Source organism: Paraburkholderia sp. EG304 (genome assembly GCF_046543485.1).
Classification (GTDB): Bacteria; Pseudomonadota; Gammaproteobacteria; order Burkholderiales; family Burkholderiaceae; genus Paraburkholderia; species Paraburkholderia youngii.
Map to the genome: position 1 here is coordinate 139,821 of NZ_JBKGUA010000010.1, position 14,479 is coordinate 154,299.

The following is a 14,479-nucleotide window of genomic DNA, read 5'->3' on the forward strand; positions in this document are numbered from 1 at the left end:
AAGCACTCCATGCCACGACGCATCATCCCTGTTGCCGATCTCAGCGCGGCGCCGGTCATCACCGGCCCAGTGCAGGCGCCTAGCGGCGCGCTGCACGATGCGCTCGCGCGTCCGCTGCACGACCTGCGCATCTCGGTGACGGACCGCTGCAACTTCCGCTGCGTCTACTGCATGCCGCGCGCGGTGTTCGACAAGGACTATGCGTTCCTGCCGCACAGCGCGCTGCTGAGCTTCGAGGAGATCGAGCGGCTCGCGCAGCAATTCGTCGCGCATGGCGTCGAGAAGATTCGCCTGACGGGCGGCGAACCGCTGCTGCGCAAGAACCTCGAGTTCCTGATCGACCGGCTCGCCCGCTTGACCACCCCTGCCGGCCGCCCGCTCGATCTCACGCTGACCACCAACGGCTCGCTGCTCGCGCGCAAGGCGCGCAGCCTGAAGGACGCCGGCCTCACGCGCGTGACCGTCAGCCTCGACGCGCTCGACGACGCACTGTTTCGCCGCATGAACGACGCCGACTTCGCGGTCGCCGACGTGCTCGACGGCATCGCCGCCGCTCAGGCGGTCGGGCTCGCCCCGATCAAGGTGAACATGGTCGTCAAACGTGGTACCAACGACGGCGAAATCGTCCCGATGGCGCGTCATTTCAGAGGCACGGGCGCGGTGCTGCGCTTCATCGAGTACATGGACGTCGGCACCTCGAACGGCTGGAACATGACCGAAGTGCTGCCTTCCGCCGACGTCGTCACGCGCATCGCCGAGCATTTCCCGCTCGTTCCGCTCGAAGCGCACAGCGCCGCCGAAACCGCGCAACGCTGGGGTTATGCCGACGGCGGCGGCGAGATCGGCGTCATTTCGAGCGTCACCCGCGCGTTCTGCGGCAATTGCACGCGCGCGCGTTTGTCGACCGAGGGCAAGCTGTACCTGTGCCTGTTCGCATCGGGCGGGCATGACCTGCGCGCGCTGTTGCGCGGCGGTGCGAGCGATGCCGAGATCGCCACCGCGATCGCCGAAATCTGGCAGGGCCGCAGTGACCGCTACTCGCAGCTGCGCGGCAGCCAGCCGGCCGATTCGAGCGAGCCGGCCGGGCGTCGCGTCGAAATGTCCTACATCGGCGGCTGAGCGGCCGGCGCATGTCCATCCCCCGCGAACAGATCACTGGCCTCGTGCTTGCGGGCGGGCGCGGCACGCGCATGGGCGGCGTCGACAAGGGGCTGCAGCCGCTGCACGGTGAAGCGCTCGCCGCTCACGTGCTACGACGCCTCGCGCCGCAGACCGGCCCGCTGATGATCAGCGCGAACCACCATCCCGACATCTATGCGGCGCTCGGCGCGCCGTATCGCGCGACGGTCGTCGCTGATACGCTCCCCGACTTTCCCGGCCCGCTCGCCGGCATGCTCGCCGGACTGCGTGCCGCCGGCACGGCCTACCTGCTGAGCGCGCCCTGCGATTCGCCGTGGCTGCCGGCCGACCTCGCCGTGCGCCTCGCTGATGCGCTCGACGCGAACCACGCCGATATCGCGACCGTCACCACCGTCGACACTCATGGCGAAACTTCGCTGCACCCAGTGTTCGCGTTGATGCGCACCGCCGTCGCGGACGACCTGGCCGCCTGTCTGGCCGCAGGGGAACGCAAGGTCCGCGCGTGGTACGCGCGCCACAAGACGGTCGAAGTCGTCTTTGCCGACGAGCGCGCGTTCTACAATGCCAACTCGTTACAAGAACTCGCCGACCTCGAACGTAATCGAGGCCCCGGCTGACATCCGCTCCGGCCGCACGGCAATAGCCGCGCCCGTCTCCGGTCGCGACGCCCAGCCATTCATGACCACGCTCAACGACTTTTCACGCTGCGTCGCGCAGTACGATCCTCATGCGCTACCCGTCCCGGCCGCTCAGGCGATCGTCCGGCAGTGGGCGACGCCCGTGGCGGCCGTCGAGCGCGTGGCGTTGCGCGATGCGCTCGAGCGCGTGCTCGCCGCCGACATCGTGTCGCCGATCGACGTGCCCGCGCACGACAACTCCGCGATGGACGGTTACGCGTTTAATCACGCGGCGCTCACGGCCGGTATGCGAGGCGGCGCGGACAGCGTCGAGCTGACCGTCGCCGGCAAGGCGCTCGCGGGCCATCCGTTCACGGGCCGCGTCGCGGCGAACCAGTGCGTGCGCGTGATGACGGGCGCCTGCATACCCGCCGGCTGCGACACCGTCGTGCCGCAAGAGCGGGTCGAGCGCGACAGCGCAGATTCCCCTTCGATCCGCTTCGCGGCCAGCGCGGTCGCGGCGGGCGCGAACCGCCGTCGCGCCGGCGAAGATCTCGCGCGCGGCCACGTCGCGCTGCATGCCGGGCGCATCGTGCGCGCGTCGGACCTCGGCCTGCTCGCGTCGCTCGGCATCGGCGAAGTCAGCGTGCGGCGGCGTCTGCGGGTTGCGTTCTTTTCGACCGGCGACGAGCTGCGCTCGCTCGGCGAGCCGCTCGACGCCGGCTCGGTCTACGACAGCAACCGCTACACGCTGTTTGCAATGCTGCGGCGCCTGAACGTCGACGCGCTCGATCTCGGCGTCGTGCGTGACGAGCCGGCCGCGCTCGAAGCCGCGCTGCGCAGTGCCGCGGCCAATGCCGACGTGGTGCTGACTTCGGGCGGCGTGTCGGTCGGCGAAGCGGACTTCACGAAGCAACTGCTGCAGACTTTCGGCGACGTCGCCTTCTGGAGTCTCGCGATGCGCCCCGGCCGGCCGCTCGCGTTCGGCCGCCTGTGGTCCGGCGCCCAGCCAGGGCTCGGCAAACCTGCGTTATTCTTCGGCCTGCCCGGCAATCCGGTCGCCGTGATGGTGACGTTCTATCAGATCGTGCGCGAAGCGCTGCTGCTGATGGCCGGCGCGACGCCGCGGCCATTGCCGGTGATTCACGCGACGAGCCGCGCGGCGGTGAACAAGCGCGCGGGCCGCACCGAATTCCAGCGCGGCATCGCCGAACAGGACGCGCACGGACACTGGCACGTGAGCCCGACCGGTTCGCAAAGCTCCGGCGTGCTGAGTTCGATGAGCGAAGCGAACTGCTTCATCGTGCTCGGCCACGACGAGGGCGAAATCGACGTCGGCGATCGCGTGTCGATCATGCTGTTCGACGGTCTCATCTGACGTTCCAGGCGGCGCATCGATCGCACGACATCGGCACTACATCAGCATCTGATCCGCACTCCACCCACTACCACTACTAAGACACACTGGGGTTTGACTTACATGAAAAAACAGATCTCGTTCATCGCACCAGGACAGACGGCCAAAGCGCTGATCCTCGTGTATCTGACGTTCTCGGTGCCGATCGTGCTGCTCGGCGTGGTGGTCGCTTTCGTTCGCTACGGTTCGGTGGAGCTGAGCACGGTATTCAGCGCGCTGCTGTTGAACGCGATCCTCGGCTTCGTGCTGTTGTGGATCGCGTGCCACGCCTACAACTGGGTCGCGTCGCGCTTCGGTGGTATCGAAATCCATCTGGCCGACGCACCGGAAGAAGCGTGACGGGCGATGCGCTGGCGCGTCGGGCCAAAAGAACCCGGATTCCAGCGCTTCACCCGTCATTGCTCATCGGGTTCCACACCCGACAGCGCATCCCCGAGCAACCCGCTCGCCTCCTCGCCCGGTAACGCCTCGACGTCGCGCAGTTTGCGGTTCATCATGCGCGTGCGCGTTTCGGCGGCCTCGATCGAACGTGTGACCGTTTCGAGCTGCGCCTTGGTCTTCGCGAGCACGTCGCGGAATTTGCCGAACTCCGTCTTCACTGCGCCGAGCACCTGCCACACCTCGCTCGAACGCTTTTCGATCGCGAGCGTGCGGAAACCCATCTGCAGACTGTTGAGCAACGCGGTCAGCGTGGTCGGCCCCGCAATCGTCACGCGATAGTCGCGCTGCAGCAGATCCGAGAGCCCCGGCCGGCGCAGCACTTCGGCGTACAGGCCTTCGGTCGGCAAAAACAGCAGCGCGAAGTCGGTCGTATGCGGCGGCGCCACGTACTTCTCCGCGATGGTGCGCGCCTCGGCGCGAATTCGCACTTCGAGTGCGCGCGATGCTTCCTCGACCGCAACGGGATCGGCGCGCTCCTGCGCTTCGATCAGCCGCTCGTAATCCTCGCGCGGGAATTTGGCGTCGATCGGCAGCCATACCGGCGTATTCGCGCCGCCGGGTTCCGGACGCCCCGGCAGTCGAATCGCAAACTCCACGCGATCACCGCTCTTCGGCACGGTCGCAACGTTCTTCGCGTATTGATCGGCGGTGAGCAGTTGTTCGAGCAAGGCTTCGAGCTGCACTTCACCCCACGTGCCGCGCGTCTTCACGTTGGTCAGCACGCGCTTCAGATCGCCGACACCGGCCGCCAGCGTCTGCATTTCGCCGAGCCCGCGATGCACCTGTTCGAGCCGGTCGGACACCAGCTTGAACGATTCGCCGAGCCGTTGCTCTAGCGTCGCATGCAGTTTTTCGTCGACGGTGCGGCGCATCTCCTCGAGCCGCGTCGCGTTGTTCGCCTCGATGTCCTTCAGACGCTGCTCGATCGTCGCGCGCACTTCGGCGAAGCGCCGGTCGTTCGCCTCGGTCAGTTGGCCGAGTTGCAGGCTCAGCGTGTCGCCGAACTGCTTGAGCGAGCGGCCCTGCTCGTCGCGCGCCTGCTGCGCCTGCGCCTGCAGGCTGTGACGCACGGCATCGAGCTGCTGCGCGAAGCCGTCGATCTTGCCCCCCTGCACCGTGGTCATGCTGCTGAACTGCGCGGCGAGGGTCTGCTGAAACTGCGCGAAGCCGCCGCTCTGCTCGGTGCGCGACACGCGCGCGGTCTCGGCGATGTCGTTGCGCAGTTGCCGCTCGAGCCGCTCGGCGGTATGCACCTGGGCGTCGACGACGGCATCGACGCGTGCGTTCAGCATCTCGAACTGCTCGTGCTGCTCCGTGCGGTCGTGACCGCGCATCAGCAACGCCAATGCGATCACGAGGGCGACCGCCAGCACCGCGACGGCCGCCACCAGAATCATCGTCATGAACGCGCCTTGCCGATCACGTCGGGGTTGATCGGATTCGGCGGCTGACCGGCGCGCGGTCCTGCGCCGAGCCCGGCGATCAGATTGTCCGCGGCGAGGTTCGCCATCGCGCGGCGAGTGGTTTCGGTCGCGCTCGCGATGTGCGGCGTCAGCACGACGTTCGGCACGCTGAGCAGCGCCGGATGCAGATTCGGTTCTCCCTCGAACACGTCGAGACCAGCAGCCGCGATGCGCCTGTTACGCAGCGCTTCGGCCAATGCCGCATCGTCGACGATGCCGCCGCGCGCGATGTTCGTCAGCGTCGCGCTCGGCTTCATCAGCGCGAGTTCGGCCGCGCCGATCGTGTGGTGGTTGTCTTTGGTGTACGGCAGCACCAGCACGACGTGGTCGGCGCGCCGCAGCAGATCCTCTTTCGACACGTATTCCGCGTTCAGCTCGGCCTCGATTTGCGGCGCGACGCGCGAGCGGTTGTGATAAATGACTCGCATGTTGAAGCCCTGCGCGCGACGCGCGAGCGCCTGACCGATGCGGCCCATGCCGATCACACCGAGCGTCGAGCCGTACAGGTCGCTGCCGAGGAAGCCGTCGTAGCTCCACTTCTGCCAGAGTCCCGCGCGCAGCCAGTGCTCCGACTCGGCGATGCGGCGCGCGGCGGCCATCATCAGCGCCCAGCCGAAGTCGGCGGTCGATTCGTTCAGCACGTCCGGCGTGTTGGTGCCGAGCACGTTCGCCGCGTTGAACGCGGCCATGTCGAAGTTGTTGTAGCCGACCGCCATGTTCGACACGACGCGCAGACGCGGCGCCGCGGCGAGCACGCTCGCGTCGATCATCTCGCCGGCCGTCAGAGCGCCGTCCTTGTCCGCGAGACGGCGCTTCAGCTCGTCGGCGGGCAACACGTCGCCCTCGTTCCAGTCGACGTCGAAGTATTGTTTGAGCCGCTCGATCACATCGGGAAAGATCGAACGGGCAACGAGGATTTTCTGCATTGCAAGTCTCCGTATCGCACGTCGAGGGAGTGCCTCGGCGTTGCAGAGTCAGCGTCCAAAAAAGAGCCAGCCGGTGAGCGCGAACAACGGCAGCAACATCGCGCCCGACCAACCCATATACGCGAAAAAGCTTGGCATGCGCACGCCGCGCGATTGCGCCATCGCCTTCACCATGAAGTTCGGCGCGTTGCCAATATAGGTGTTCGCACCCATGAACACGGCGCCGGCTGAAATCGCCGCGAGCGTGGTTGCTCCGGTGGTCATCAACGTCTGCGCGTCGCCGCCGGCCAGGTTGAAGAACACGAGGTAAGTCGGCGCGTTGTCGAGAAACGAAGATAGCAGGCCGGTCGCCCAGAAGTACATGATGTCGCGCGGTTCACCGGACGGATCGTTGACCAGATGGACGATGCCCGCGAACGCGCCGGCATCTCCCGCGCGCAGGATCATGATGACCGGCACGATCGTCACGAAGATGCCGGCGAACAATTTGGCGACTTCCTCGATCGGCGCCCAGTTGAAGTCGTTACCGGCACGGGCGGCGCGCGGCGTCCACACGAGCGATAGCAGCGTGACGACGATCAGCGCGGCGTCGCGCACGATGTTTTGCAACGCGACGTGAGTGCCGAGCACGTCGAACGTGATTTGCGGGCGCCACAGTCCGCTCATCAGCACGAGCGCGATCGCCGCGGCGAGCAGCACGAAATTGATCTTGCCGTCGATGCCGAGCGGCGCGCCGTCGGGCGTCGGGTCGAGGAAGGCCGAACGCGCCTCCTCGCGCTGGTGAAAGTAGTACGAGTCGAGCGCGTAGAAAGCGGCGAGCAGCATGCCGCTCACGAACAGCATCGGAGCCGCCAGATGCGTGGTGGTCCAGAAAAAACTCACGCCTTCGAGAAAGCCGAGGAAGAGCGGCGGATCGCCGAGCGGCGACAGCGCGCCCCCAATGTTCGCGACTAGGAAGATAAAGAACACGACCACGTGGGTCACATGGCGGCGATTGTCGTTGGCGCGCAGCAGCGGGCGGATTAGCAGCATCGCCGCGCCGGTCGTCCCCATCACGCTCGCGAGCAACGTGCCGAGCGCGAGAATCGCGGTGTTCAGGCGCGGCGTGCCGTGCAGATTGCCGCGTACGCAAATGCCGCCCGCGACGGTGTAGAGCGCGGTCAGCAGAATGATGAACGGGATGTACTCGTCGAGCATGGCATGTGCGAGCGCGCCTAGCGCGGCGCTCGTGCCGAAGCTCACGGCGAACGGCACGATGAACGCGAGCGCCCACGCCGCGGCGATCTTGCCGTAATGGTGATGCCAGAAGGCTGGCGCGATCAGCGGAAAGATCGCGATCGACAGCAGCACACCCGCGAAGGGCAAGCCCCACAGCGCAGACAAGCGCGCACCGTCGAGCGTCGCGGCATGCACGGACGGCGCGCACAGCGCGAGAGTGGAGGCAACGGCGAGCCACAGGCTCAGGCGACCAGACTGTGAACTCATGCCGATACAGGACTTGCCACGGTTTGCCAGCGCACATACGACAGATACCGCGTGCTTCGCATATGCGTTAGCAAGTCGCCGCCCGACGCGTTCAAGCATCCTGCACGACGATCGCATGCACCCGGTAAGGGCCGTGCGCGCCCAGCACGATGGTCTGCTCGATATCGCCGGTGCGCGACGGCCCCGACACGAAATTGACCGCACGCGGCAGCTCGCCGCGTTCCTTGCGGATCAGGCCGAACGCCTCCTCATGACCCGCGACGATGCGCGACGCCGGCACGATCGCGATATGCGTCTCCGGCAGCAGCCCGGCCGACGCATACGTCTCGGGTCCGGAGAGCAACACGAGCGTGCCGGTCTCCGCGGTCGCGCAGAAGCAGCCGGTGAGGCCAACCACGTCGTTGTCCTGGGGTTTGCGAAATTCAACGGCGAGGCCGGCTTCGGCCCACGGCAGATCGCGCAGCGTTTGCCATGCGATGGCCTGCAGCGGCAGGCCGTGTTGGGTCAGGTAGCGATGCGCGGCGGCGGGCACATCGGCGAGGGTTTGAACGGTGTCGACGGTGGTCGACATCTTCTGCGCTTCTTCGATGAACTGTGCGCGCAGATCGACGGGGATGTCCGGACGCGGACCGGCCGGATGACGCGCGAGATAGTCCGCCGCGGCTTCGCGCTCGGCGGCGCTCGGCTCGGGCTCGCGCCCTTGCGCGGCGCGGATACGCGCCAGGATGTTGCGGCGGGCAATCGATGTGTCCATGGGCGAAATCCTCGTGTCGACAGCCGTGCGATATGGCGAGGATTATACCGGCGGCCTTGCAAGCAAACACCCTGGCCGAACGGCATATTGCCGGGCGTCGAGAGTGCGGCGACACTGTTCCCTACACCACCCCGAACGCGAGCCGATCATGAACAGGCGATGAACCGAAAAGCAGGCCGCGAAGCGTGCTACTTGGCCGCCTCTTCTTCCGGCTGCGCGATGCCGAACACCTGGCGCAGATACGCGAGATACGCCTTGTCCTCGCACATGTTCTTGCCCGGCGAGTCCGACAATTTCGCGACAGGCTGACCGTTGCAGCGGACCATCTTGATCACGATCTGCAGCGGGTTGTAGCCGAGGTCGTTGGTCAGATTGGTGCCCACGCCGAACGCGAGCTTGCAGCGGCCGCGGAAGCGCTCGTATAGCTGCAGCACCTTCGGGATATCGAGCGCGTCGGAGAACACGAGGACCTTGGTGCGCGGGTCGCAGCGATTCGCCTCGTAGTGCTTGAGCAGGCGCTCGCCCCAGTCGAACGGATCGCCGGAATCGTGGCGAGCGCCGTCGAACAGCTTGCAGAAGTACATGTCGAAGTCGCGCAGGAACGCCTGCATGCCGTACACGTCGGAGAGCGCAATCCCGAGGTCGCCGCGATATTCCTTGGCCCACATCTCGAAGCCGAAGATCTGCGAGTCGCGCAGCCGCGGACCGAGCGCCTGGCAAGCCTGCAGGTACTCGTGCGCCATCGTGCCGAGCGGCGTCAGGCTGTGCTTCATCGCGTAAAAGACATTGCTCGTGCCGGCGAACTGCTCGCCGAGGCCGTCCTTCAGCGTGAGGATCACCTCCTCGTGCCATTGCTTCGAGAAACGGCGGCGCGTGCCGTAATCGGCGATCTTGCAGTCGGCGTATTCGGGACGCGCGCCGAGCAGTTGGATCTTGTCGAGCAGACGGCCGCGACCTACGTGATAGTCGGGCGTTTGCTGCGTGTTGCGGAAATACACTTCGTTGACGATCGCAAGCACCGGGATCTCGAAGAGGATCGTATGCAGCCACGGCCCCTTGATGTCGATGTCGATTTCGCCATTGCCCTTCGGCGACGGCGTGATCGAAATGTACTTCTCGTTCAGATGGAACAGCGCGAGGAACTCTATGAAGTCGCCCTTGATGAAGCGCATGCGGCGCAGATAGTCGAGCTCGTCGTCAGTGAAACGCAGCTCGCAGAGCTTGCGCACTTCGTCGCGAATCTCGCCGATGTACGGCACCAGATCGACGTTCGGCGTGCGGCAGCGGAAGCGGTACTCCACGTTCGCGGCGGGAAAATGATGCAACACCACCTGCATCATCGTGAACTTGTACAGATCGGTATCGAGCAGCGAAGTAATAATCATGATGGTACGAACTGGACCGCTGAAAAAACGAAAAGGGCTCACGGCACCCTTGCAACGGACGCGCTGAGGCGAGCGGCGCGCCAACCTGACGCATGTTACCCGAATGCGTCCGCATCCATCGTGCCACCGGCCTGCGCCGGTTGTCCGGGGCCGCTCGCGGCACCCCATAAACTAATCACAAAAACATATAAGACGCATGGGCCGATGTTTCATCTGCCTGTTGACGTTAAGTTACAATAACTCTTTTGGCGTCCGCGCCTTCCCTGATTCCGCATGCAGGAGCTGCCTGAATGACTCACGTTGTGACCGAAAGCTGCATCAAGTGCCGCTATACCGACTGCGTCGATGTGTGCCCGGTGGACTGCTTTCGCGAAGGTCCCAACTTCCTCGCGATCGACCCCGATGAATGCATCGACTGCGCTGTGTGCGTGGCCGAGTGCCCGGTGAACGCCATCTATGCCGAAGAAGACGTGCCGGGCGACCAGCAGGACTTCATCGCGCTGAACGCCGACCTGGCGAAAGCGTGGCCCAGCATCACGAAGACCAAGGCGCCGCTGCCGGAAGCCGAGGAATTCAAGGACGTGAAGGAAAAGCTCGCGCTGCTCGCGCGCTGAGCGTGGCCGCCTGTCGCGCGCCTGCCCATTCAGATTTGATATGAAGATGCGCGCAGGGGTATTGACAGGCGTTTAAGCCGCCTCTACAATTTCGCTTCTCTGCTGTTGTTGTTCTGTTCCTCGATAGCTCAGTCGGTAGAGCGCCGGACTGTTAATCCGTAGGTCCCTGGTTCGAGCCCAGGTCGAGGAGCCAAGAATTGCAAAAGCCCGTTAACCAAGACGGGTTTTTTTATGTAGATCAAGTTGTACTGCTGTTCCTCGATAGCTCAGTCGGTAGAGCGCCGGACTGTTAATCCGTAGGTCCCTGGTTCGAGCCCAGGTCGAGGAGCCAAAATATTGAAAGGCCCGCATCCGTGCGGGCCTTTTTGTTTTTGCGCGCCGATCATCCCCTCACGCGCGCCGAACGCCGTTATAGGATGGCAGCTTCACGGCGCACGTTTTACCCTCCGGCGCCGGCTCACTCCAGACACTCAACCGGCACGCTCATGAAATCCACCTCGCTACACATCGCGCTCACGGGGATCGGCGCCCTGCTGCTCTCGTCGGCGCACGGCGAAGAAATCGCCAGCGTCAATACGAATTTTCACGTTACCGGGTCCGATCGTGTGGTCGTCGAAGCCTATGACGATCCCGCCGTGCAAGGCGTTACCTGCTACGTGTCGCGGGCGCGGACCGGCGGCGTCAAAGGCACGCTCGGAATCGCCGAAGATCCTACCGAGGCGTCGATCGCGTGTCGCCAGGTCGGGGAGCTGCATTTCACCGGCCCCATCAAGCAGAAGGACGACGTGTTCTCGGTCAGCATGTCGCTGATCTTCAAGTCGCTGCACGTGGTGCGAGTAGTCGACACGAAGCGCAACGCGCTGGTCTATCTGACCTACAGCGACCGTGTGGTCAGCGGCAGTGCGAAAAACAGCGTGAGCGCCGTGCCGATGCCGACCGGCACGACGATTCCGCTCAAATAACGCAAGTATCGTCAATTGACGGCGCGAGCGGCACGCGGCGCGACGCTGCGCGCCCGCGCGCCCATCGCCGTGCACACCCACGACACCACGACGCGTTAAACTGACCGGTCCGCCGGACTTTCGTCATGACCGCCACCCCTCGTTTCCGCGATTCCGCCCGCTACTGGCGCACGCCGCTCCTGCCCGGCGCGGATCTGCTCACCGCCGAATATCACGACCACGAGTTCGCACCGCATTGGCACGACGCCTACACGATCCCGGTGATCGTCGCGGGTGCGGAATGCTATCGGTATCGCGGCGAGAACCATGTCGCCGAAGCGGGCAGCGTGCCGATCATCAATCCGGGCGAGTTGCATACGGGGTCGAAGGCGGTCGAGGCAGGCTGGCGGTATCGCGTGATGTATGCGCCGGTCGAGTTCCTCCGCGCGCTTGCCGACGAAGTCGCCGGGAAACCGCAGGCCTTGCCGTGGTTTGCGCCCGGCGTGATCCGCGATCCCGATCTCGCGATGCGGCTCGGGCACGCGCACCGTCTGCTCGAAGCCGGCGACGACGCGCTCGCCGCCGAAGCCGCGATGCTCGACGCACTGTCCACCTTGCTGGTCCGCTATGCGCAGACGCGCCCCGCCTCCGCGCGCGTCGCCACCGACGATACCCGCGTCGCACTGATGCAGGAGCGGCTGACCGGCGACCTCGTCGAACCGGTGACGCTCGCCGAAGTCGCGAAGTCCGCGGGTCTGTCGCCGTTCCACGCGGCGCGGCTGTTCACGCAATCGACCGGCCTGCCCCCTCATGCGTGGCGCAATCAGGTGCGCCTGCAGCGCGCGCTCGCGCCGTTGCGCGCCGGCGTCCCGGTGACCGACGTCGCTGCCGCGAGCGGCTTCACCGATCAGAGCCATTTCACGCGGCATTTCCGGCGCATGTTCGGCGTGCCGCCGGGCCAATGGCAGGGCACACAGCGCGGCTCGTAACGCGACGCGGCACCGCCGTCGCGTGCGCCGCGCGCGGTGAGCATCGAGCCACAATTTACCGGCCTTCGCCAGCCCTTCACCAGCCATCCCCCCGCTACGCCGTAGCACCGCATCAGCACCCGCCGCAAGAACGTACAAGTCCGAGCGCCGGTCAGTCGCTATGCTTCCGAAATCAAGGAGGCTCAGATTGACCGATTCCACCCAAGGCCAGCCCACCCACGGCAGCCATCTCAAAGAATTCGCCGCCGGCGCGCGCGACATCATCCCGATGATGGTCGGTGCCGCGCCGTTTGGCGTCATTTTCGGCACGCTCGTGACGTCCGGCCCGCTGCATCTGTGGCACGGCCAGTTGATGTCGCTCGTCGTCTTCGCGGGCTCCGCGCAGTTCATCGCGCTCGGTCTGATCGCCGGACATGCGAGCTTCGCCGTGATCTGGGCGACCACGCTGGTCGTCAATCTGCGTCACGTGCTGTATAGCGCCACGCTCGCGCCGCACGTCGCGCATCTGCCGAAGCGCTGGCGTTGGGCGCTCGGCGCGCTGCTCACCGACGAAGTCTTCGCGGTCGCGTGGGAGCACTACCGGCATCGTGAGCCGGGCACCGTCGGTCCGTACTACTTCTTCGGCGCCGGCGTCGCGATGTATCTGAACTGGCAGCTGTGGACCGTCGCCGGCCTGCTGTTCGGCGCGGCCTTCCCGGGGCTGCAGTCGCTCGGCCTCGACTTCGCGATGGTCGCGACGTTCATCGCGATCGTCGTGCCGCAACTGGTCGCGCTGCGCTATATCGCGGCGGCCGTCACCGCCGGCACACTGGCATTTTTCTGGCAAGCTTGGCCGTACAAGCTCGGCCTGCTCGGCGCGGTGTTCGCTGGGGTCGCGGTCGGCGTACTGCTGTCGATGTCGCGTCTGAACCCGCGTGGCGCGCGCCGTCCGGTGGAGGCCACGCGATGAACTACGTCGTTCTGATCGTCGGCATGGCCGCGATTACATGGCTGATCCGCGCGGCCGTGTTCGTGCTCGGCGACCGCCTCGTGTTCCCGCCGCTGATGCGCACCGCGCTCAGCTTCGTGCCGGTGACCGTGCTAACCGCGATCATCGTCCCGATGGCCGTGTCGCCGCACGGCAACAACGCCGAGTTGACCTGGCGCAATCCGCAGCTGGTCGGCGCGCTCGCCGCGGTCGTCGTCAGTGCCGTGACGCGCAGGCCGCTGCTGACGATCGCAGTCGGTCTCGTGGTGTTCTTCGTGTGGCAGTGCGTGGTGCTGAAGTAAGCGCGCCCCTCCCCAGTCGCAGCGAGGCGCGCAAGCGCCCGAAGCACCCCTCCAAAGCCCGCGCCCGTCGCCGGGCCGCCCTCAAGTTTCCCGCCACCCCGCCGATATGCAGTCGAGGTCCGCTCATCGGGAATCGTCCCGTTGGTTACGCGGCAACAGCTTGAAATCGAGCGCGTCGGCAGCCGGCGTCGCGTCGCCTCGGTCCGCAAGTGACCGGGCGATCGTGCCACGGCGTGCCGCGCGCGGCCGCATTAAACGGGATAACACATGGGTCAAATCACCCTGAAACTGAAGGACGAGACCGTCGCGTCGCTGCGCAAAGACTTCGAGGCCTTTTTGCGGGTCTCGCTGAAGCTCGATCCGCAGTTCGCGACGCCGTCGTTCGAAGATTTCTTGCGCGCGAAGCTGCTCGACAACATGGTGCCGCTCACCGAACACGCGGTGCAGCGGATGCTGCAAGGCGGCCAGTACGCTTGGGCCAAACGCACGTTGGACAAAGAGTTTCCCGACGTCGTGTCGATCCTGATGCGCCAGGCGAGCGAGTTCGGCTTCGGTTTCGCGGCGCGCTCGGAATGGACGCCCGAGGAACTCACCAAGCAATGCCGCGACTGGGCCGCCGCGATCGTCAAGGAAGCGGAAGGCGACGCGACGCTGGTCGATCCGCTCGCCTCGCAGATCAAGAGCACGGTGCAGGACATCCAGGCGCTCGAGGAAGTGATGCAGACGCCGGCATGGCGGCTCGTCGAATCGCTGCGCCAACGCGTCTACGAGGCGAAGATCGCGTGCGAGACGAGCGTGGGCAGCACCGCGCGCGAGAAGCTCGGCGAACTGCGCGGGCTGTTGCGGCTCGGCATTTCGCACGGCACGTTCCAGAAGCAGGAAGCGCAGCAGATCATGGAGTATCTGCGGCTATTGAAGCCGGAGATTTTCGTCGAGGAGCCGTACGACGTGTTCTCGCGGCTCGCGGCATGGCTGCGCAATTTCTTCGTGCCGCCGCCTCCGGTCGCGCAGCAACAGCAGCGGCAGCCGCGTTGAGCT

General features: G+C 65.6%; 15 protein-coding genes and 2 tRNA genes. 12 read left to right on the plus strand and 5 right to left on the minus strand.

Annotated features, from left to right (window positions below; all coding sequences use genetic code 11):
• The first annotated feature begins 9 nt into the window (after positions 1 to 9).
• The 4 genes from moaA (at position 10) to ACLFKU_RS14790 (ending at position 3,513) form a co-directional block, all read left to right on the plus strand.
• Positions 10 to 1,119, plus strand: coding sequence for a GTP 3',8-cyclase MoaA (gene moaA, locus ACLFKU_RS14775; RefSeq protein WP_368586541.1), 1,110 nt, complete (start codon positions 10 to 12; stop codon positions 1,117 to 1,119).
• A gap of 11 nt (positions 1,120 to 1,130) precedes the next feature.
• On the plus strand, positions 1,131 to 1,757 hold the full coding sequence (mobA, locus tag ACLFKU_RS14780) for a molybdenum cofactor guanylyltransferase MobA (protein ID WP_410849575.1): 627 nt from the start codon (positions 1,131 to 1,133) through the stop codon (positions 1,755 to 1,757).
• 61 nt (positions 1,758 to 1,818) lie between these two features.
• Entirely contained in the window at positions 1,819 to 3,135 is a 1,317-nt protein-coding gene (glp, locus tag ACLFKU_RS14785) for a gephyrin-like molybdotransferase Glp (protein ID WP_368586543.1), read from the plus strand.
• 102 nt (positions 3,136 to 3,237) lie between these two features.
• A complete protein-coding gene (locus ACLFKU_RS14790) occupies positions 3,238 to 3,513 on the plus strand; it encodes a hypothetical protein (protein WP_008923126.1) in 276 nt (91 codons plus the stop codon).
• A 56-nt stretch (positions 3,514 to 3,569) separates the two neighbouring features.
• Here ACLFKU_RS14790 and ACLFKU_RS14795 read toward each other — a convergent pair whose 3' ends face one another.
• The 5 genes from ACLFKU_RS14795 to pncB form a co-directional block, all read right to left on the minus strand.
• Positions 3,570 to 5,018 carry a DNA recombination protein RmuC gene (locus ACLFKU_RS14795; RefSeq protein ID WP_410849576.1) on the minus strand — a complete coding sequence of 483 codons (1,449 nt, stop codon included), beginning with the start codon at positions 5,016 to 5,018 and terminating at the stop codon, positions 3,570 to 3,572.
• Positions 5,015 to 6,004 (minus strand): 2-hydroxyacid dehydrogenase, encoded by a 990-nt coding sequence (locus tag ACLFKU_RS14800; RefSeq protein ID WP_410849577.1) that lies wholly within the window; start codon positions 6,002 to 6,004, stop codon positions 5,015 to 5,017. Before ACLFKU_RS14800 ends, ACLFKU_RS14795 begins: the two co-directional genes overlap by 4 nt.
• Positions 6,005 to 6,052: 48 nt before the next feature.
• Complete coding sequence (locus tag ACLFKU_RS14805) at positions 6,053 to 7,489, minus strand: sodium:proton antiporter (RefSeq protein ID WP_410849578.1); 1,437 nt, start codon at positions 7,487 to 7,489, stop codon at positions 6,053 to 6,055.
• Positions 7,490 to 7,580: 91 nt separating this feature from the next.
• Positions 7,581 to 8,243 carry a lactate utilization protein C gene (locus tag ACLFKU_RS14810; protein WP_368586547.1) on the minus strand — a complete coding sequence of 221 codons (663 nt, stop codon included), beginning with the start codon at positions 8,241 to 8,243 and terminating at the stop codon, positions 7,581 to 7,583.
• A 188-nt stretch (positions 8,244 to 8,431) separates the two neighbouring features.
• A complete protein-coding gene (gene pncB / locus ACLFKU_RS14815) occupies positions 8,432 to 9,628 on the minus strand; it encodes a nicotinate phosphoribosyltransferase (RefSeq protein WP_176105439.1) in 1,197 nt (398 codons plus the stop codon).
• Between the two features lie 290 nt (positions 9,629 to 9,918).
• Between pncB and fdxA the strand changes: the two genes are divergently transcribed.
• The 8 genes from fdxA to ACLFKU_RS14855 all read left to right on the plus strand — a co-directional run bounded on the left by fdxA (position 9,919) and on the right by ACLFKU_RS14855 (position 14,476).
• Positions 9,919 to 10,242, plus strand: coding sequence for a ferredoxin FdxA (gene fdxA, locus ACLFKU_RS14820; protein WP_090801209.1), 324 nt, complete (start codon positions 9,919 to 9,921; stop codon positions 10,240 to 10,242).
• Positions 10,243 to 10,359: 117 nt separating this feature from the next.
• A tRNA-Asn gene (locus ACLFKU_RS14825) sits at positions 10,360 to 10,435 on the plus strand.
• A 62-nt stretch (positions 10,436 to 10,497) separates the two neighbouring features.
• Positions 10,498 to 10,573: transfer RNA gene (locus tag ACLFKU_RS14830), tRNA-Asn, on the plus strand.
• Positions 10,574 to 10,727: 154 nt separating this feature from the next.
• Positions 10,728 to 11,204 (plus strand): CreA family protein, encoded by a 477-nt coding sequence (locus ACLFKU_RS14835; RefSeq protein WP_368586549.1) that lies wholly within the window; start codon positions 10,728 to 10,730, stop codon positions 11,202 to 11,204.
• A gap of 125 nt (positions 11,205 to 11,329) precedes the next feature.
• A complete protein-coding gene (locus ACLFKU_RS14840; RefSeq protein ID WP_368586550.1) occupies positions 11,330 to 12,172 on the plus strand; it encodes a helix-turn-helix transcriptional regulator in 843 nt (280 codons plus the stop codon).
• Positions 12,173 to 12,359: 187 nt separating this feature from the next.
• A complete protein-coding gene (locus ACLFKU_RS14845) occupies positions 12,360 to 13,121 on the plus strand; it encodes an AzlC family ABC transporter permease (RefSeq protein ID WP_368586551.1) in 762 nt (253 codons plus the stop codon).
• On the plus strand, positions 13,118 to 13,441 hold the full coding sequence (locus tag ACLFKU_RS14850; protein ID WP_368586552.1) for an AzlD domain-containing protein: 324 nt from the start codon (positions 13,118 to 13,120) through the stop codon (positions 13,439 to 13,441). The genes ACLFKU_RS14845 and ACLFKU_RS14850 overlap by 4 nt, the downstream gene beginning before the upstream one ends.
• Before the next feature lie 267 nt (positions 13,442 to 13,708).
• Entirely contained in the window at positions 13,709 to 14,476 is a 768-nt protein-coding gene (locus tag ACLFKU_RS14855; protein ID WP_176105434.1) for a DUF4088 family protein, read from the plus strand.
• Positions 14,477 to 14,479: the final 3 nt, after the last annotated feature.